Source organism: Pirellulales bacterium (assembly GCA_035546535.1).
GTDB lineage: Bacteria > Planctomycetota > Planctomycetia > Pirellulales > JACPPG01 > JACPPG01.
In genome coordinates this window covers 1-18,628 of sequence record DASZWQ010000052.1, presented here as the reverse complement: position 1 = coordinate 18,628, position 18,628 = coordinate 1, and the positions used below count along the sequence as shown (strand labels likewise).

The 18,628-nt window shown below is 62.5% G+C and carries 14 protein-coding genes; 4 read left to right on the top strand and 10 right to left on the bottom strand.

Features of this window, described 5'->3' with window-relative positions:
• Positions 1 to 13 precede the first annotated feature (13 nt).
• From VHD36_06920 to VHD36_06910, 3 genes are all read right to left on the bottom strand, one after another.
• A complete protein-coding gene (locus tag VHD36_06920; protein HVU87034.1) occupies positions 14 to 826 on the bottom strand; it encodes a redoxin domain-containing protein in 813 nt (270 codons plus the stop codon).
• Positions 827 to 933: 107 nt separating this feature from the next.
• The gene (locus VHD36_06915) at positions 934 to 2,685 is read right to left on the bottom strand and encodes a hypothetical protein (protein HVU87033.1); all 1,752 of its coding nucleotides are present in this window, start codon (positions 2,683 to 2,685) and stop codon (positions 934 to 936) included.
• A gap of 5 nt (positions 2,686 to 2,690) precedes the next feature.
• Complete coding sequence (locus VHD36_06910; protein HVU87032.1) at positions 2,691 to 5,327, bottom strand: PVC-type heme-binding CxxCH protein; 2,637 nt, start codon at positions 5,325 to 5,327, stop codon at positions 2,691 to 2,693.
• A gap of 527 nt (positions 5,328 to 5,854) precedes the next feature.
• Here VHD36_06910 and VHD36_06905 point away from each other — a divergent pair.
• Both VHD36_06905 and VHD36_06900 read left to right on the top strand, forming a co-directional pair.
• Positions 5,855 to 7,450, top strand: a complete 1,596-nt coding sequence (locus tag VHD36_06905; protein ID HVU87031.1) for an isochorismatase family protein — start codon at positions 5,855 to 5,857, stop codon at positions 7,448 to 7,450.
• Between the two features lie 296 nt (positions 7,451 to 7,746).
• Entirely contained in the window at positions 7,747 to 8,862 is a 1,116-nt protein-coding gene (locus tag VHD36_06900) for a prenyltransferase/squalene oxidase repeat-containing protein (GenBank protein HVU87030.1), read from the top strand.
• 83 nt (positions 8,863 to 8,945) lie between these two features.
• On the opposite strand, the gene VHD36_06895 is transcribed toward VHD36_06900, so the two are convergent.
• Positions 8,946 to 10,463 (bottom strand): protein kinase, encoded by a 1,518-nt coding sequence (locus VHD36_06895; GenBank protein HVU87029.1) that lies wholly within the window; start codon positions 10,461 to 10,463, stop codon positions 8,946 to 8,948.
• 114 nt (positions 10,464 to 10,577) lie between these two features.
• Here VHD36_06895 and VHD36_06890 point away from each other — a divergent pair, with 114 nt between their 5' ends.
• A complete protein-coding gene (locus VHD36_06890; GenBank protein HVU87028.1) occupies positions 10,578 to 10,856 on the top strand; it encodes a ferredoxin family protein in 279 nt (92 codons plus the stop codon).
• An 89-nt stretch (positions 10,857 to 10,945) separates the two neighbouring features.
• Here the strand turns inward: VHD36_06890 and VHD36_06885 are convergent, their stop codons facing one another.
• The 3 genes from VHD36_06885 to bcp form a co-directional block, all read right to left on the bottom strand.
• Positions 10,946 to 12,328, bottom strand: coding sequence for a DUF1501 domain-containing protein (locus tag VHD36_06885; GenBank protein HVU87027.1), 1,383 nt, complete (start codon positions 12,326 to 12,328; stop codon positions 10,946 to 10,948).
• A gap of 168 nt (positions 12,329 to 12,496) precedes the next feature.
• The gene (locus tag VHD36_06880) at positions 12,497 to 12,742 is read right to left on the bottom strand and encodes a hypothetical protein (protein HVU87026.1); all 246 of its coding nucleotides are present in this window, start codon (positions 12,740 to 12,742) and stop codon (positions 12,497 to 12,499) included.
• A gap of 226 nt (positions 12,743 to 12,968) precedes the next feature.
• Positions 12,969 to 13,448: a thioredoxin-dependent thiol peroxidase gene (gene bcp / locus VHD36_06875; protein HVU87025.1), complete on the bottom strand. Its 480-nt coding sequence runs from the start codon at positions 13,446 to 13,448 to the stop codon at positions 12,969 to 12,971.
• Positions 13,449 to 13,598: 150 nt separating this feature from the next.
• Here bcp and VHD36_06870 point away from each other — a divergent pair, with 150 nt between their 5' ends.
• The gene (locus VHD36_06870) at positions 13,599 to 14,993 is read left to right on the top strand and encodes a neutral/alkaline non-lysosomal ceramidase N-terminal domain-containing protein (protein ID HVU87024.1); all 1,395 of its coding nucleotides are present in this window, start codon (positions 13,599 to 13,601) and stop codon (positions 14,991 to 14,993) included.
• Positions 14,994 to 15,072: 79 nt separating this feature from the next.
• On the opposite strand, the gene VHD36_06865 is transcribed toward VHD36_06870, so the two are convergent.
• The 3 genes from VHD36_06865 to VHD36_06855 all read right to left on the bottom strand — a co-directional run bounded on the left by VHD36_06865 (position 15,073) and on the right by VHD36_06855 (position 18,235).
• Complete coding sequence (locus VHD36_06865; protein HVU87023.1) at positions 15,073 to 16,176, bottom strand: dockerin type I domain-containing protein; 1,104 nt, start codon at positions 16,174 to 16,176, stop codon at positions 15,073 to 15,075.
• 149 nt (positions 16,177 to 16,325) lie between these two features.
• Positions 16,326 to 17,378, bottom strand: a complete 1,053-nt coding sequence (locus tag VHD36_06860) for a DUF1559 domain-containing protein (protein HVU87022.1) — start codon at positions 17,376 to 17,378, stop codon at positions 16,326 to 16,328.
• Positions 17,379 to 17,497: 119 nt separating this feature from the next.
• Complete coding sequence (locus tag VHD36_06855; GenBank protein ID HVU87021.1) at positions 17,498 to 18,235, bottom strand: hypothetical protein; 738 nt, start codon at positions 18,233 to 18,235, stop codon at positions 17,498 to 17,500.
• Positions 18,236 to 18,628 lie beyond the last annotated feature (393 nt).

The following is an 18,628-nucleotide window of genomic DNA, read 5'->3' as shown; positions in this document are numbered from 1 at the left end:
CAGGGCAGATCGATTATTCTGCAAGCAGGCGATTCACGGCGTCGGCCAGATCGGCCGCTTCGTCGAGATCGGCAATCTTTCCCTGCGGCGTGATGATGTACGTCGTGGGAAGCGACGCGACATGCCACGCCTTGATCGCCTCGGGCGCGGCCCACACGTTGCGTGTCTGATCCCAGCCCGCCTGCTCGGCGTGGTCGCGAGCGGTTTTCTCATCGTCGTCGGCACTCGCGGCGATGATCGTCACGCGATCCTTCCATTGCCGATTCGACGTCGCCAGGGCTTGCAAATGTGCCATGTGCTTCTGACATGGTCCGCACCACGTTGCCCAGAACGTGATCACGACGACCTGGCCGCGACGATCGTTGATTCGTTCCGGCTTGCCATCATCCAATCGAACGAAAGGCGCGTCCGGTGCAGCGGCGCCGGCGGCAATCCGCTGGCCATCGCCCCAGCGGCTAAGTTCCTTGATGTCGCCGCGAACGACGCTGACGACGCGCGCCTGCGACTCGTCCTTACCGGCCGTGACGACGGTCAAACGCACGGTGGTGCCGGCGCCCCCGCGAATCAGGCTCACGCATTCTTCCAGCTTCAGGTCTTTCGTTTCGACCGCGGCTTTTGTCGCTTCGGCCACTGCGAGAACTCGATCGCCGACGTGCAGCGCACCCGAAGCCGATGCAGGCGTGTCGGGCAGTAACGCACGGATGTAAATCCCGTCGCGATCCTTAGCCAGCGCGGCGCCAATCCCCGCCACTTCGTTGGCGACGCAGTTCGCTACCGCCACGAACATAATCCCGATGACGATCGCGAGCTTACCCACGGGGACCATGGTTGATTCTCCGGCCCTGAAGTGCCGCCCCTGCTCAAAGCATCATCATGCCGATCGAGTCGCGCCACGCAAGGCGAACGTGCAACCTGTCGACGGCAAAGGGACTTTTACGGACCGCCGACGACGGTGTATGACACGGTCGAGCCGGCGGGTTTGTCGACGATTGTTCGCAGTTCATCGCGACCGTACTTATCGCGATCCACGCGTAGATACAACGTGTGCTGCCCGCGCGCGAGAGTGGCCGACGGGGAATCCTCTGCCACGAGCGTCCCATCGACCCAGACCGTGACGCCCGCGCCGTGATCGAGCTTGATTTCGACCGGGCCGGGCTCGGTGACGTCGATCGAGGCGCTTAATAGCAGCACCTTGTTTGTGCCCGCGAACTCCGCCAAAGGCAACGTGCCGTCGACGCGTGCATAGGCAGGCGCCCAGGCATCGGCGGCCACTGCGGCGACTTGCGCAACGAGTGTCTTGTCATCGGGAACTTGTGCCGCGATCGCCGCGGGTGTTTCCTTCAGATACCGCCAACGCTGGATCGTGGGCCGCGAGCGCACGGCGTAAGGGCCAGGCTTACCCAACTCGCCGACGAAACGCACCAGGTCGAAAAACTCTGGCTGCGTGAGAAAGCTGGCCAGACCCTTGGGCATCAGCGAGCGTCCTTCGGATTCCTCGTCGATGTCGGCCACCGGGATCGTAATTCTCCGGCCGGTGGCGTCCTTGATGATCACGCGGTTGTCGTCGCGATCCACCACGATCCCCTGATGGATCATGCCGTCGGAGGTGATGAAGTTGCGCGTGAGAAAGCTTTCCTTGATGCTCAGGTCCGGGTGCAGGATCGACGTGATCACGTAATCCACCGGCGAAGTCGCGCCGACCGGACTGAGATCGGGCCCGACGTCGCCGCCGGCGCCGCTCACGGAATGGCATTTCATGCAGCCCAGGTCGGCACGGCGAAAAACGGCCTCGCCGCGCACGGGATCGCCTTTTGCCAATACCTCGGCCGACATGACCTTCAATTCTTCTAGCGTGGGAGGCGGCCGGTCGACGTCGAGACCCGCGGCCTTGCTGAGAATATCGGCTAGTTGTGCGTCACTTCGCCCCGCCAGGTACATGTGCCGCAGCGCCAGTTTGGCGTTATCGACCGGCACTGAACTATTGGCGAGCGCAGCGGCGAGCTTTTCGCTTCCCCCCTGCCGGTCCAAAAACGCGTCCAGCAGGACGTCGACGTTGGCGCCCCCCGTCGGCTCGTGCAGAGCCGCCGCGGCACACGCGGCGGCTGCCGGCAAATCGTCACGAGTAAGGGCCGCCACGCCATACGCTTGCAGCCGCGGGTTTTTCGAGCCCAGCAACTTTCTGACGACATCCTGGGCCGGCTCCCCGCCGATCGCCAGCAAAGCTTCGAGCGCCAGGCGGCGCGATTCATCGCTGGTATTGGTCGCCAGCACGCGTTCGGCCAACGGCGGGGCGAGCGACGGCAACTGCCACGCCGCGGCCAAGTGCACCGCCGCGCGGGCTGTCGTGGGATCGCGATCGTCCAAGAGCGCGAGCAATCCGTCGGGCGGTACTTGCGGCCGAACCTTGCGCGTTTGTGCCGCGGTGGCCAGCCCTTCGATCGCTTGCCGGCGCAGGTCGGCAGGCAGGGCGTCGGGTTTCGTGGCCTGCTCGTAGATATAAGCCAGGTCCTGTTCGTTGCCGCGCTCGCACGCCAGCTTCAGTACGGCGCCGATCCGTTCCGGTGGCAGCCGGCCACTTTTCAACAAGCGGATCATGGCGCCGGCGTCTTGCGCCCGCGCCGCGGCAGGAACCAGAAACAGCGCGATCAGGCACACCACGGAGCGTGGGCGAGGTAAACGTCCCATCCCGCTCACCGTCCCGCCTGCGTATTGCCGGACGACGCAGCCTCTTTCGCGCGACGATCGAGCGTGTCGAGCGTTTCCTTGAGCGTGTATTCCAGGTAACTGTCCTGCGGATGGGCAAGCGTTTCGAGCGCCACTTCCTGCGCTTTGGGATCGTGGAAGAAACTGGCCGCACGCACCGCCTCGAGCCGGACACGTGGATGCTCGTCGTTGGCCTGTACGCGCAACAGCTCCAGCGGCTCGTCCACGCGGTCGCGCCAGTAGCACAGCACGCGCGTGGCGGCAGCCCGGGCCTTTGGCTCCGGCGAACGCAAGACACGCTTCAAAAGCGCTTGATCGATCACATCATGCTGCTGATGGACCCACAGCGCCTCGAGCAAGTGATGCTGCAACTCCGGATCCTTGGGATCGAGCGCCGCGATCCATTTGTCGAGTTCGGCCATTACCTGGTCGCTGTCGCGGGTGCGCAGCTCGCGGCGCACGCGGTACAGCGTGCGGTCTTCATACGACTTCAACAGGTCCAAGAGCGCCGGAATCGTGGCTCCCGCGATCTGCGGCGGTTTGGCCAGCGGACGATTCTTGTACGTGATCCGCCAGATGCGGCCGTGCGTTTTGTCACGATTCGGGTCGCGGATCGAATGCTGCATATGGCCGATCAGCGGATTGAACCAGTCGATCACGTACAGCGCGCCGTCGGGGCCGAATTTCAGATCGACCGGGCGGAAGTTTTGATCCTTCGATTGCAGCAATGGCTCGACCGGCTCGGCAAAGAAGCCCGATCCCTCTTCGCGCATCTTGTAATTCAGCGTGCCGTGGAAACCGATGCAGTTGTTCAGCAGGTAATTGCCTTGCACGTCGTCGGGAAAGTGGCGGCTGGCCACGATTTCGCAGCCCGACGTGGGGCGCCACTGCATTTTCAGAAACTGCTGCATGCCGCCGTGCTTGTGCGGATGGTCGACCTGGCCCGAGAAGGCCGTGCCGAAATAGTTGGCGCCGCCCGACGCGTCGGCCACGAAGTTCTGTCCCCAGTGATCGAAGACTTCGCCCCAGGGGTTGGCGAATCCGTAGGAGATGAAAATATCGAGCTTCGCGGTCAGCGGCTCGTAACGGAACACGGCGGCATTCTGCACGCGCCGTGGGCCGTAGGGTGTTTCGACACCGGTTTGATGGAAGGTTCCTTCCATCGAGTACAGCGCGCCGTCCGGCCCCCACGTGAAGGCGTTGATGGCGTGGTGCGAATCGGCGGTATCGAAGCCGTGCAGCACGATCTCGCGCGTGTCGGCATGATCGTCGCCGTCGGTGTCCTTGAGAAACATCAGGTTCGGCTGCTGCGCGACGTACGCTCCGCCGTCGCCGAGTTCCAGACCCGTCGGTATGTACAAGTTGTCGGCGTACACCGTCTGCTTGTCGGCTTTTCCGTCGCCGTCGGTGTCCTCGTAAATCAACAGCTTGTCGTTGACCGGCGTGCCGGGCAGGTACATCGGGTAGCTGGGCATCGTGGCCACCCACAGCCGGCCGCGGCTATCGAACTCGAACTGCACCGGCTTTTGCAAATCGGGGAAGTCGATTTCCGACGCGAACAGGTTCACCTCGTAGCCGTCCGGCAGCTTGAATTGCGATTTTTCCTCGTCGGGATTCGTGAGATGAATCGGCTGTGTATAGTTCGTCTCGATCTTGGCGAACTCGCCCGTCCCGCTGTCGTCGATCGTTTCCGGAACGTTCTCTCCCTTGGCCACGGCCCAGATGCGCGCGTCGCGGTTGGCGATCATCTTTCGCAGCTTGGCGAACTCGGGGGGAAAGTTGACGACGCCGAACGGCTTCTTGCGACCGCCATAGATGTAGAAGCCGTTGACTGCCCGGTAATCGCGCCAGAATTGCAGGTTCTTCTCGTCGATTTCGCGATCCAGCCGGGCCATGTCGATGTTGTTCGTGGCCGGCCGCGCGCCAAACAAGGAAGCGTCGATCAATTTGGCCACCTCGGCATCGCCGTGAGCGTTCAGGTGGATGCCGTTGATCGTCCACGGCTCCTTCGAGCCCTGCATCAGGCTGAGCGTGGGCGTGAACAGGTCGACGTAGATCACGCTGTGCTTCGCCGCCAGTCGGGCCATGGCGTCGGCGTACAGCTTGATGTTCTCGTTGTTCCTGGTGCCGTCGGGCAGAACGCGCTTGCGCAGGTTTTCGTGCGCGATGGGCGAGACCAGCACCAGCCGCGGCGGGGCGACGCCGTCGTACTTCGTGGTGGTCGATTCGGTGATGAACTTCTCCAGGTCCTGCTCGAACTTCGCCAGGCCCGCCTTCCCGCCGAACGATTCATTGAACCCATAGCAAGCCACGAGGACCGAGGGCTTGTGATCGGTCAGGTTGTGACCGTGATCCTGGAAATCCTGCGAGCGCATCTTCACCGTCAGCTCGTCGGCCGACCAGCCCAGGTCGCGGATCACCAGGTCCAGATCGGGAAAGCGGCTGTAGAGCAACCCTTCCAGATTGCCGTACTGCTGCATGCGCTCGGCCAAGGTGTTGCCGACGATGACGATGCGGTCCCCCTTGGCAAGCTTGAGCGGTGGTGCGTCAGCCGCCGTGCCCTGGGCAGTCAGAAGCGAACCTGCGACGACCAACATGCCAAGCCAGATGCGAGCTGCGAGCATATCTACCTTTCGATTCAAGCGTGTGGAGCGCGGGGCGGCGACGTTAGGTTGCGGGTTTGCTGCTGGAAGTCGGCTTTCAAAGCAGCAGCCCGGCCAGGAAGGAAACATTTCCGGCGGGGCGCCCGGCCGAACGCATGCCAATAGGCTCCTCAGCCAGGGCCCGCAGCCGGTGCGCGTCACGCGATTCTCTGCCACAACCGCCGGGGCGAACCTGAGGGACGCCCAGGGCCGGAATCGCTTGCCCCTATAAGAACATGCGGTGCGCCGGCATTCAAGCCACGCCCGTGCAGCCGTAATAGGCAGCCGAGACGGCTGCTCCACAATAATAGGAGGGTTGCTCAAACGATTTGGCTTTGACGTTTCGGCCCCGGTCCCTTTTGTGGTGCCGGCGTCCCGCCTGCGGCCCACGGACCGGTACGCGTTTAGCAGGCTTCCTTGCTCGCACGGCGCCGTGACCGCAGAATTATCCCCGGGCCTGCGCCTCGCGACATGTTGTCCACAGCTCTACGGGAAAACCGAGCATGCCGATGAATCGAGCGTTTTGTCTGGGGACACTGATTCTTGCCGGTTTATTATCGCCCGCCACGGCGGCCGCGCCGTCGGCCAGCGGCACGTGGACTTTGCACGAGCGCGTCCGTACCCAGGACAAAGCCAGTGGCGAATTTGCCCTTCAAGAGCGGCAGGTCCAATGGGATCCGCACCGCACGGCCGTGATCGTGTGCGACATGTGGAATCAACACTGGTGCCAGGGGGCAACGGCCCGCGTGGCCGAGATGGCGCCGCGCATGAACGAAGTGCTGAAGGCCGCTCGCCGCCTGGGCATGCTCGTCATCCATTGCCCGAGCGACACGATGAAGTTCTACGCCGACACGCCAGGCCGGAAGCTAGCGCAGCAGGCGCCGAAGGTGGCGATGAAACCCTTGCCGGCCGATTGGTGTCCGCTGGCCACGGGGCACGAGCCGAAGCTGCCGTTCGACAACGCGAAGGATCGTTGCGACTGCACGCCGCAATGCCCGCACGGCAACCCCTGGCGGCGACAGATCGACACGCTCGAGATCGTCGACGGCGACGCCATCACCGACAACGACGAAGCCTTTTACCTGATGCGCGAGCGCGGCATCGACAACGTGGTCGTTTTGGGCGTGCATACCAACATGTGCGTGCTGGGGCGGCCGTTCTCGATCCGCCGCATGTGTGCCCAGGGGCAGAACGTGGTGCTGGTGCGCGACCTGACCGACTCGATGCACGACTCGCTTTCCGAGCCGGTAGGGCTCGATCATTTTCGTGCCACGGACCTGGTGATCGAACACATCGAGAAATACTGGTGCCCGACGATCACGAGCCGCGACTTTCTCGGGGGAGTGGCCTTTAACTTCCGCGAGGATCATCGGCCGCACCTGGCGATCGTGATCGGTGAAGACGAATACGACATGGCCCGCACGCTGCCGGAGTTTGCCGATCGCGAATTGTCGCCGCGCGGCGTCCGCACGACGATCCTTCACGCGAGCGCCGGCGACAAGAACGATTTCCCCGGGCTCGAGGCCCTGGCCTCGGCCGATGCGCTGTTGGTCGGAGTTCGCCGCCGCACGCCGAAGACCGAGCAATTGCAGTTGATTCGCGATTTCGTGGCTGAGGGCAAGCCCGTCGTCGGCATTCGCACGGCGAGCCATGCTTTTTCGCTGCGCGACAACCAGCCGCCGGCCGGCTACGCCGCCTGGCCCGAGTTCGACGCCGAGGTTTTGGGGGGTCACTATACGGGCCACCATGCGAACGAGCTGGGGCCGACGATCTGGACGCTGCCGACGGCCAAGGAAAGCCCGATCCTGCGCGGCGTGCCGGCGGGCGAGTTCGTTTCGCAGTCGTCGCTCTACAAGACGAGCCCGCTGGCCCAGTCGGCGACGCCGCTGATGATGGGGCGCGTGGCCGGCGAAAAGCTCGAAGAACCGGTCGCCTGGACCAACACCACGCGGCGCGGGGGCAAGGTCTTTTACACGTCGCTGGGCGGACCCGAGGATTTTGCGCTTCCGCAGTTTCGGCAACTGCTCGTCAACGGCGTTTTCTGGGCGCTGGGGCGGCCCGTCCCGGAAATCGCAGCCAACGAATCGTCGGCCGCTACCAAGTAAGGGCGCGCCAAGGGACGCCCGGCGAAGAATTCGCCACCGGTGGCGAAACTTTGGCGGCCGACGCCATCGCGGCTGTGCGGAAGAGGGCCGCTTGGAAAGATTTAAGGCTCCCCGGCCCCGCGGAACGCCATGTGCGTAAGGTTTCGTCCCAGTCAGCGTCTCGATGGGCGCGCTCCATGAGCGCCGCCATAAAACGCTAGAATGTCAGGAGGGGCGGCACACGCCCGCGTATGGTGGTCGCCCGGCGCAGCTCGTCGATAGTGCATCGAAATTAACGTCCTGCAAGGATTCTTCTCATGTCGCGATTTTGTTTGTCGTTCTCTGCGTTTGCTTTGGCCGTGGTCACATTCGGTGCGACAGCAATTCCAGCCGCCGCGGCCGACGAAAAGGCCTATGAGCAGGCCGTCGCCCGGGCGATTGAGTTCTTGCGCACCAAAGGGCAAGCCGAGGATGGTTCGTTCAGCTCGGCGGCCGGCCCCGCGGTCACGGCCCTGGTGACGACGGGCGTGCTGCAGAACGGTCGCACCGCGCAGGATCCGGTCGTGGCCAAGGCGCTCAAGTACCTGCAAGGTTTCGTGCAGCCCGACGGTGGCATCTATAACCCGGGATCGCGCCATCGCAACTACGAAACGTGCGTGGGGCTGATGTGCTTTGCCGCGGCCAACAAAGACGGTCGCTTTAATGCGATCGTGAAGAACGCCGAGAAGTTCCTTACCGCCGGCCAGTGGGATGAATCGGAAAACGTACAGCCGGCAAATATCACCTACGGCGGCGCGGGCTACGGCCAGGCCGAACGGCCCGACCTCTCGAACACCAGCTTCCTGCTCGATGCCTTGAAGTCGGCCGGCGAAGATGCGAACGACGAGGCGTTCAAGCGGGCCTTGGTTTTCGTGTCGCGTTGCCAGAACCTGGAAAGCGAATACAACACGACCGAGTTTCCGGCCAAGAACCCGGATGGCGGGTTCTATTACACGCCCGCCGCCGGCGGCGTCAGCATGGCCGGCAAGACCGACAACGGTGGCCTGCGCAGCTACGGTTCGATGACCTACGCGGGGCTGAAGAGCATGATCTATTGCGGCGTTACGCCCGACGATCCGCGCGTGAAGGCGGCCGTCGCCTGGGCCAAGAAGTACTACACGCTGGACGAAAACCCGGGCATGGCCGACGCCGGCTTGTACTACTACTACCACATGTTCGCCAAGGCGCTGGCGGCCATCAATCAACCGACCCTGGTCGATGAGAGTGGCAAGTCGCACAACTGGCGCGAAGAGCTGCTCCAGTCGTTGCTCAGCCGGCAACAGCCGGACGGATCGTGGGTGAACAAGAACGCCCGCTGGATGGAAGGTGACCCGAACCTGGTGACGGGCTACGCCCTGTTGGTGCTGCCGTATTGCCGGGCAGACGCGAAATAAGTGAGCGGGAGACAGCGTTGGCGACGGCGGCTGTCGAATGGACCACCCGGCGACGTGGTAACCAGATTCGACTTTCAAGATATTCAGCTTAGAACTCCGCGGGGGTTCACCGGATCGTGGCGTTCGACTCCCGAAAGTGCTTCTGCAACGCTGAGCGCTGTTGGATAACGGTCAGCAGGATCCGCTGCTAGGCAGCGCCGGCAGATTTCAACCAGTTCAGGTCGTGAGTGGGCCGGGAAGGTCGGCGTTTGGCCGGACGCAATCGCAGCCAATACTTCTACGGCTGCTCCTTCATGCGGCGGCCGACCGGTTAAAAGGCTATAGAGCACTGCTCCCAATCCGTAGACGTCGGTCCTCGCTGCCAAAGGGCCCCAGCTGGGTTCGACCTGTTCCGGTGCCATGAACGCGGGTGTTCCCGCTATATACTCGTCGCCAAAAAGCTCTGAGTTTGAAGTGCGTGCCAAGCCAAAATCCGTGACAACGACGCGATCGTCGTTGCTGAGCAGAATGTTTCTCGGCTTGAGATCACAGTGGATGATGTTTCTCTGATGAGCGTATTCGAGCGCAACGGCGGTTTCGCTAACCCAACGTGCCGCCGCGTCTTGCTGGACCGGACCCGCGACCAACCGGGCTCCAAGGTCGCCGCCAGGCACGAAGCTCATTGCGATGAATAAGCCCTCGTTCGGCGTCCTGCCGAGCCCGAATATGCGAACGATACCGGGGTGCTCTAACTGCTGCAACAGATGCGCCTCGTAGGCGAACCGCGAAACGACCTCTGGATTGTTCAGATACCGCTTCTTCAAAAACTTCACCGCGACAGTCGCGTTTGCTCGCTTGTCCAGAGCCAGATAAACCTTACCTGTCGCTCCCGCGCCAATTTGACGCATCAAAGTAAAGTCGTCGAACGCAAGAACCGCATTGATCGTCGTCGACGGTCGCCGCCTATTGGTTCTTCGCGCCACAGGCTTTCGCTCGATGGGGGCTGAGCGGGTGGCACTCCGCGTAGACACAGAGGGGAATCTGCGCCGCATGGCTTGTCGACACTGATCCAGCCACCGTCGGATCGTGCGCTCGGATCGCTTGAGGGCTTTGGCAATTTCCAGAAGTTCGTGTCCTTGCAGGCGCAGTTCGAGTACCTTCCGAACCTCGGGCGGCAACGCGGCCATAATCAACTCAAGCTCTTCCGCAGTTGCTAACGCAACGTCGGGTGACGGAATTGGCGCGGACGCATCCCGAATTGCTTTCTCCGGCTCGTCTGATTCCATGCGTACCGAGCGTCGTTGCGCGGTATGAAACGTGTGCTGTCGATACAGCTTGTGCAATGTAATTTCGACAAGGAGCCGCCAGAGGTCTCCGCCTCGCTCCAAAGTAAAGGCACCCTGCCGTGCCCTTATGAAGAAGCTCCGATAGGCGGACATAACGATATCGTCGGCGTCAATTCGCGCTGATAGTTTTTTTGACAGCCGACTTCGTGCCAAAGCGGTCAGGCGTGTTGCATACCGTTGAAAGACCGCGGTAGTCGCGCGCTCGTCTCCATTTGCCACGCACTTTAGCAGCCAAGACGGCGACTCCTGGCTTTCAGATAATGGGTCGTCGGGCACCACTAAACCCTCCCACGGGAAAATTCCGCCGAAAAGCTGTCCGCTGTTGCGCGCCAATTTGCATGTACTGATTGGAGGGCAAATCCCACATTATTTTAGCTGAAAGGCGAACCGATGGCTTATGTCGTTACGCAGCCATGTTTTGGTTGCAAGTACACCGATTGCGTCGTCGTGTGCCCCTGCGAGTGCTTTCGGGAAGGTGAACAGATGCTATACATCGATCCGCAAGAGTGCATCGATTGCGACGCTTGCGTACCCGAATGTCCGGTCGAAGCGATCTTCTATGAGGAGAATGTGCCCGATGATCAAAAGGAGTTCATCGCACTGAACGCCGAGATGTCTCGGCACTGCCCGCCGATCTTGGAACGAAAGGAACCGCTGAAAAAGCCGTGAACCGAACCCCTGGGCCGCTCCGAATTGTCTACAAGCGGCGTCCGTCCTGCGCGACACGTTGTGCGAAACAGCTTCGTGCTGTGACTTTGCTACGCCAGCCCCGGGATCGGCTCGGCCGTGGCTGCCTGCACGACGGGGTTCGGCATGCCGCGCACCAGGCGTAGCTCGGCCGGATCGACCAGCCGTTGCAAGACCGTCGCCACCAGATGCGGGATGCCGATCGGTTCGCTCTGGGGCTGGCCGCCGTCGCGCGTCGATTGGCCGATGACTTGTCCCATCCGCAGGCCGCCACCGGCCAGTAGCAAGGGGGCGAGATTGCCCCAGTGATCGCGGCCACCATGGGCATTCACGCGCGGGGTGCGCCCCATTTCGCCGCAGCAGACCAGCAGAATGCGCTCGTCCAGCCCACGGGCGTGCAGATCCTCGATCAAGGCCGACACGGCGTGGTCCAGCGGTGGCCCCATATAGCGCATGCCTTCGGCGCAGTGCGCATTGTTGACGTCGGCGTGCATGTCCCACACGAAGTTTGTCGTCACCGTGACGAAGCCGGCGCCGGCCTCGCACAGCCGTCGCGCCAACAGCAACAGCTTGCCGAGCGACTTCGCATTGTCGACGTAGTGCTCGTAGTTCTTCCACTTGCGGTCGATCTGATCGGGCCGCACCAGGGGCGCCGTGTCGTAGCGCTCGACGAGGCGCGGATCTTCGCGCGACAGGTCGAACGCCTGGGCAATACCGTTCGTGACACTCGTAAACGCCTGCTCGCGCAACTTGTCGAGCGTGCCCGACTGGCCTGTTGAATCCAATAGCCAGCGGACGCGGTCGAGCTCACCCAGCAAAGCCCGGCGATCGTCGAGCCGGTCGATCGGCAGGTTGAGCTGCATATCTTGCTGCAAGTCGCCGCCAGCGCCCGGTACGAACGGCGCACAGCCCGAACCGAGCGCCCCGGTCGCGTTGAAGCGGCCGAACTGCGTTTGCTCGGGGCCCGTGCTGGGGTCGACGGCGCGCGGGAACAACAGTGCGTTCCGCGGCATACCAGTCGCAGGATCGGTCGCGCCGGCGATGCGCGCGTACAGCGAGCCGAGGCTCGCTCCCTCGGTGTGGCGGCTGACGACCGGCTTGATGTCGTGGTTGCCGTTACCGGTCGTAAACGAGCGCACGATCGTGAGCCGATTTGCCAGGCCGGCCAGCTTCGGAAAGTGCGGACCAAAAGTAATGCCGGGAATGGCGGTGGGAATCTCGCCGGTTGTCGAGCGAATTTCCGCCGGGGCCGACATCTTGGGGTCGAACGTTTCGAACTGGCTCGGCCCGCCGTGCAAGAAGAGGAAAATGACCGACCGGCCCGAGAGCAGCCGTTTCGATTCGGCAGCGGCCGTTAGCAATCCCGGCAGCGAGAGTCCGCCCAGCGACAGGGCGCCGGCGCGGAGAAACCCGCGGCGACCGAGGCGGCCCGTGCTGTCGGCGAACGTAAACATCGCGCCTGCACGAAAAAGGGTTGGCGGGTGGTCGCGCCGGTTGCGGGGCTTTCGGCTGCGGGTCGGGCGGCGCGGGGTGGGAACCCGCCCTTAGAGATAACACGGCGGGGGCGGAAATTCAAATTTGCTGGAACAAGGGGGATGGGTCAGTTTGCGATTGGCCGCTCCTCAGTCTGACAGCGAGTCCACGAATCGTCGATACTCCACATATTCGTCGCCAAGGGCGTCTTTCACGTAGTCCTCGGTCACGTCGCCCTTCCTTATGGAGTAGTGGATCTCCATGTAGCGTCGAATCACCACCGCCCGCTTGAGCAATGGAATACTGCCGATGCCCACGGCAATCATTGTGATCCAGATGAGCAATGAGCTGAGCGAGAATACCGGCCAGCGCCGAGGCGGGACATAACGTTTCATCTCCCCATGATACCCGGCGGGAGGGGCTAATCGAGATCAAACACCTCTCCAAACGCGAGCCCCGCGATTTCTTCGCTGCGATGTACGGATAATCAGATCGATTCCGTGCAGAGTTCTTCACGAATCAAGGCGGGGACCAATGAATTCCCAATCGCGTCAGACTCTTGGCGGCCGATCGCACGGAATGACGTACGCGTAACCGCGCGATGGGTACCCTCCCGCTAAGCTACTTGCCGGCCAGCTTCTTTAGCTCGTCGAGTACCTGGTCGTCGTGCCCGTCGACCGAGACTTTTTTCCAGATCTTTTGAATCTTGCCCTCGGCATCGATCAGATAGGTCGAGCGCTGGATGCCCATCGATTTCTTGCCGTACATATTCTTTTCGCGCCAGGCGCCGTATTTCTCGGCGATTTTGTGGTCGACGTCGGCCAGCAGCGGAAAATTCAGCTCGTACTTGTCGCGAAACTTCTCGTGGCTGGTGACGTCGTCGGTGCTGACGCCCAGCACGTGCGCGCCGAGCCTGGTCAGTTCCTTCTTGCGATCGCGAAATGCGCACGCTTCCTTGGTGCAGCCCGGTGTATCGTCGCGCGGGTAGAAATAGAGCACGACGGGCTGGCCGCGAAGCGCCTTGAGATTGACTTTCTTGCCGTCGTCGGCCGCGAGTGTGAAATCGGGTGCGGCCTTGCCTTCTTCGAGCCAATCGCCCATGGATGTCTTTCCTTATCGTGCTGTGTTTGCGGCATTCGCCGCTTCAGGAACCGTAGTAGTTGCAATTCGGAGCAGCAATTCTAAAACTGTTCTCTGCGGATCGCCACTGCGCGCCAGGGCGCGTTCGATGGTCTCTCACGGAGGTGTCCTATGCAACGTCGCGTGCTCCTATTCTTCGTGCTCGCGCTTTGCCATGTCAATCTGGCGGCGGCCAATGAACCGGCGCTACAGGCCGGCGTCGCCGTGGTCGACATTACGCCGCCGCCGGGTCAAACCATGTGGGGCTACGCGAACCGTCCGCAGCCGGCCACCGGCAAGCTCGATCCGCTGATGGGCCGAGTGGTCGTGCTGGCTTGTGGGCCGACGCGCGTGGCCTTGGTCACACTCGACCTGGGACGCACGCCCGAGGATCTGCTATTGGCCGAGCTGCGCGAGCGGACCCTCTCGAAGCACCGGATCGGCGATCTGTTCGTCACCGCGAGTCATACACACGCGGCGCCGTCGCTCGAATCGCTCGACGGCAAGCCAAACAGCTACGGTCCCACGGTGATCGACGCGTTGGATCGCGCGATCGACCAGGCGGCCGATAACCTGGTGCCGGTCACGATCGGCGTCGGCCGCGGAACGGTGGATCTGGCGCACAATCGCCGGCATTTCTTGCCCGACGGACGCGTGGCCATGCAGTGGCGCAACGCCGAGCACGAGCCGACCTCGCCGGTCGACAAAGAGTACGTCGTCGTACGGCTCGATCGCGCGGACGGCAAGCCGTTGGCCGTGCTTCTGCACTACGCCTGCCACCCGGTCGTGCTGGGGCCGGACAATCTGGAATACAGCGCGGACTTCGTGGGCGAGGCCTGCCGCGGGGTCGAAGCGCAGGTCGGCGCGCCGTGCCTGTACCTGCAAGGAGGCTGCGGTAACATCAACCCGTATGTCGACAAAACGCCGCGCAGCGACGGTGGCGTCGAGCTCATGCGAAAGATGGGCCAGACGTTGGCCGCCGCGGTCGTTGAAACGGCAAAAGAGATTGAGCCCATGGCTACTCAGCCAGATGCGATCAAGTTTGACGCGCATCCGGTGAGCGTGCGCTTGCGGTGGGATGTGAAGGATCCGGACGTGGCGGCCGTCTTGAGCAAGATGTACGGCGCGCGGTTCGATCGGTACCTGGCTCCCATGCTGCAAGAGGGGCGCGTGCGGCCCATCCTGACGACGCTGTTGATCGGCAAGGAGATCGCGCTGTGCGGCATGCCGGGCGAGTTCTTCGTGCAGTTCCAGACCGATCTGAAGGAGCACTCGCCCGTCCCGACCACGCTCTTGGTCGGCTACACCAACGGCTATCACGCGTACTTTCCCACGATTCGTGACGCGGCCGCCGGCGGCTACGGCGGCAAGACGGCTACTTATGTAGCACCCGGCTCCGGCGAGAAACTGCGCGACGAGGCGCTGGTCACGCTCTACAAAATGCTCGACAAGCTGCACGATGTGCCGCGCGAAGAGGATTTTCACCTCATCGAATACGACGACGTCAAGAAACAGGTGGCACAGTGAGGGCCATCAGTCGGGCTGCTGAACGACTGGCGCGCGATCGGCCTGACCTTGGGATCGAAAGAGAGTGGCCAGCGCGATTCTATCCACGCCGGCGATACGCGCAGCGAGCGATCAGCAGCGCGCATCCCGCCAGGCCCAGCACAAGGGTCGACGGCTCGGGCACGGCTGTTGCGCTTGCGCTCGATGAATGGAGCCAATTCGACGAGATCAAGGCCAGGTCTTGCGAATTGACGATGCCGTCGCCGTTGACGTCCCCTTGAAGCGATGGGCCCGATTGCAACCATTGGCTGGACACCAGCGCGAGATCCTGGCTGTTGACGATGCCGTCGTGATTCACGTCGCCTGTCAACACGGATCCCGTCGGCCCCGGCACGACAATCATGGTCGTTGCTTCGATGAATCCTTGAGACGCGCTGGTTGCCGGGGTCGCGAAGGTTCCCAGGAAGGCACCATTGAAGCTGTATTCCGAGATGTTGCCCGCGCCGTTGGCAAACCCCAGAACCTCCACGAGCAGGCTGTTGCCGTCGGGCGCCAGGAACACGCCTTGCGGAAAACCGAGGCCGGTCGCCTGCGTAAACGTCGGGTCGACGTTGCCCGTGGCAAGGTTGAATTTCTCGAACGTGCCCGAAAACAGGCCCGTCACGTACAGGTCGTTGCCGTTCACGAGCACGCCGGCCAGCCCCTGCAGGGACGAGGTCGGGGTAACCAGATCCGAGAACGAACTGACCGCAGGGTTCGAGATCGCGACCGTTCCCCCGTCGAAGCCGCCGGCGAGAAGCTCGCCGCTGGAAGTAAAAGCGAGTCCACTGAACTCCGAGCTGCTGCCACCCGTGATATTCGGTCCGGCGGAAGTACCGTCCAGATTAAGTTGCGTAACCCCCGTTCCGCCGAGATTGGCGACGTAAAGCTTCGTGCCGTCCGGACTGAAGACCATCGAGTTCGGAAACGCGAGCCCCTGAGCAGCTGTCGCGAAGACAGTCGGGTCACCGGCCGTTCCCGTCGCAGCGTCGTAGTTGTACTCCACCACTTCATTGTTCTGGGAACTCGCCACGAACAACTTCGTGTGATCGGGCGACAGCGCGATGCCGTCGGGCTGGTTCAGGTTCGTACTGTCGCTGATCAGGGTGCCCAGAAACTGGCCCGTGCTGCTGTAACGGTCGACCGCGTTCGAGAGCCGGTCCACGATCAGGAGTTCCGACGCCTCGATTTTCGACGCAGCCTGGCTGACGCACGCAACTGTTAGCAGCAGTGCGAACCGTACACAAGAATCAATGGATCTCGACATCGTGCTGTTTGCTTCGGGTGAAAAACGCGAGGGTTACCCGGCGCGGCTTATGGACCGCCCACGACTTCCGCCTGCCCCCGGGTTGAAAGGGCGCGCCACACCGTCAGGTCGACGTTCGCCGCGCTGAACTGGATCGAACCGTCGGCCATCAAGACGTTCACGCCGCCAGGATGCAGGCTGCGCGCCGCGCGCCAGCCGTAGGCCGAATAGAGAACCGGTTTCGCCGGCGGCGGCGTCGGGTCGACGGTGACCGACGTGATGCAATCGCACGTCGACGAGTTCGGTGGGTAGTAATGGTTGTACAACGCGCAGCGGTATTCGCCGCTGCACCAGGCAAATCCGCGCGGGTCGTTGCCGTTGCCGGCGCTCGAATTAAAGAGTGTCGCCGCGGCGCACTTCGTGTCGGTCAGGTCGGGCGTGGCTGTGAATCCCAGCACGAATCGGTACGTGCGTTCCGGCGATACCCCGATGTATGCGCCCGCGCTGTCGCGCAGCGTATCGGCGCCCAACAAGCTCTCGGCGGCGGCGATCGTGTGCGAAGTACCGTCGGTGATGTCGGCGTAAGTGGTTGTCGAGTTGACGTAGAAAATGCCGTCGGTTGCAAACGGCGTCCCTCCGCCCGCGCCTGAGCCCGCGCACATCGCGTAGTTGGTCGGACCCATCTGGCTCTTTACCTGCTCGGCGATGTCGCTCGGGCAGAGAAACATCGGTAGCATCTGTCCGATACCGTTCAGATTCGCGGCGGCGAAAGGATACCCCGCGCCCGGCATGTACAAGGGAAGCGAGGTATCGAGCAAGTCGCGCACGTTGGCCTGTTCCATGTAAGGCAATAGCTGCGCAAGCGCCGACCAGCGATAGAACGTGTAAGGATGCGTCGGGTCGGGAGGATATTGCTGCGAAACCTGCCCGGCGGGCAATCGTTTGAGTGCCGCTTCGTGGTTCGCCAGCGCCAGGCCGATTTGCTTGAGATTGTTGGCGCATTGCGTGCGCCGCGCGGCCTCGCGCGCCATTTGCACCGCCGGCAGCAACAGCGCGATCAACATCCCGATGATCGCGATCACGACGAGCAGTTCCACCAATGTCATGGCGCGCCGTCGCATGTTCGTTACCCAGTTGAATCTCCGGTGTACGGATGGCTGACGCGGCGGCCCGCCAATGCGCGTCGCGCGCTGGAGGCGGGTCGCCGAATCGGTCCGTGAAGAATCACGCCATTCTATCCCTATTGTCGAACCCTGGCACGCCGGGCCATCCGCCACAGGCAGGGCGCTGCCAACGCCAGCAACAGCAGACTGGCCGGCTCGGGCGCGGCCACGTTACCCACCGTGACATTGTCAAGCAGGACACCGTCGTTCCCGTTGGAGAGAAGCAGCGTCACTCGATTGAACGGGTCGGTGTCCGTCACGCCAAAATAGAACAGCGTGTTGAATATCGCGCCCGGTCCTGCCGTTCCGACGACCACGTCCTTGCTCGTGCCGGTGATCGTGTTGTCGAGCTGGAGGGTGATCGTATCCGCGTCCCCGTCACCCGCTTGAATGAAGTACGCTCCGAACGCGGTGACAGGCGTGCTCAGCGTGATGTCATTTTGGTACGGCGGCTGTCCCGCGGCGGCCGGTTGTTCGACCAGCGCATTGTTCGGGGTGTACGCCAAAAAGAAAATGCCGAACACGCCCGAGTACGTGGCGACGCCCGTTATGCCGGAGGATCCGAACGTCAGTGCCTGTGACGCGGTGGCCCCTATCTGATTGCCGGTCATTTCGTCGAAGGTCTCGGTTCCCGAAGAGCCCAACGTGGCGAGGAACGAGTTCTCCGCCGTGTTTGCCGCGGTAATGTCGTCGGCGCGCGTCTCAGGCGTCGGCACCGGCAAACTCGAATATGTGAATTGCGCCGCGAGACTCGGGCTACTCGAAGCAGTGACAATGCCCGCCGCCAGGGCCACGGTTTGAATCAAACGCTGCATTTGCGACTCCAATTTCTGTCAGTAGAAATCCAAGTTGTACGTCAAGAAGCGAGGGACAAAGACAATGGGAAACGCGGGGCATGCGCGGTCAAATAACGGCGCACGGGGAGAACGGGGAGCAAGGACCGCCGCGGAGAATCAGGAAGCTTTGTTTAGCGTTTCCTTATGGCGATCGACTAAAGAGCTAAAGGTGGGTGCAAGCGAGGTTGACTTTCGTCGAGTCCAAGTATTGTCTCCCGCATGCGTCAAAACAAGTGGGCGTCCTCGCGCGAGCGGCGCAAACGCGCGGCACGCGACCTCCTTGAGGACGCAATGCTCTCATCGCTCGAAAACCGTTCAAACACTCCCTTTGGGTAGTCACCGGCAGGGCATGCGTAAGGGCCTGCGACGCGT

What these genes read in the sequence shown, in the direction of transcription:
- VHD36_06880 (HVU87026.1), bottom strand. Translation starts at nt 12,742, where the DNA reads ATGAAACGTTATGTCCCGCCTCGGCGCTGGCCGGTATTCTCGCTCAGC.
- VHD36_06870 (HVU87024.1), top strand. Translation starts at nt 13,599, where the DNA reads ATGCAACGTCGCGTGCTCCTATTCTTCGTGCTCGCGCTTTGCCATGTC.
- VHD36_06910 (HVU87032.1), bottom strand. Translation starts at nt 5,327, where the DNA reads ATGCTCGCAGCTCGCATCTGGCTTGGCATGTTGGTCGTCGCAGGTTCG.
- bcp (HVU87025.1), bottom strand. Translation starts at nt 13,448, where the DNA reads ATGGGCGATTGGCTCGAAGAAGGCAAGGCCGCACCCGATTTCACACTC.
- VHD36_06860 (HVU87022.1), bottom strand. Translation starts at nt 17,378, where the DNA reads ATGCGACGGCGCGCCATGACATTGGTGGAACTGCTCGTCGTGATCGCG.
- VHD36_06920 (HVU87034.1), bottom strand. Translation starts at nt 826, where the DNA reads ATGGTCCCCGTGGGTAAGCTCGCGATCGTCATCGGGATTATGTTCGTG.
- VHD36_06885 (HVU87027.1), bottom strand. Translation starts at nt 12,328, where the DNA reads ATGTTTACGTTCGCCGACAGCACGGGCCGCCTCGGTCGCCGCGGGTTT.
- VHD36_06855 (HVU87021.1), bottom strand. Translation starts at nt 18,235, where the DNA reads ATGCAGCGTTTGATTCAAACCGTGGCCCTGGCGGCGGGCATTGTCACT.
- VHD36_06905 (HVU87031.1), top strand. Translation starts at nt 5,855, where the DNA reads ATGAATCGAGCGTTTTGTCTGGGGACACTGATTCTTGCCGGTTTATTA.
- VHD36_06890 (HVU87028.1), top strand. Translation starts at nt 10,578, where the DNA reads ATGGCTTATGTCGTTACGCAGCCATGTTTTGGTTGCAAGTACACCGAT.
- VHD36_06900 (HVU87030.1), top strand. Translation starts at nt 7,747, where the DNA reads ATGTCGCGATTTTGTTTGTCGTTCTCTGCGTTTGCTTTGGCCGTGGTC.
- VHD36_06915 (HVU87033.1), bottom strand. Translation starts at nt 2,685, where the DNA reads ATGGGACGTTTACCTCGCCCACGCTCCGTGGTGTGCCTGATCGCGCTG.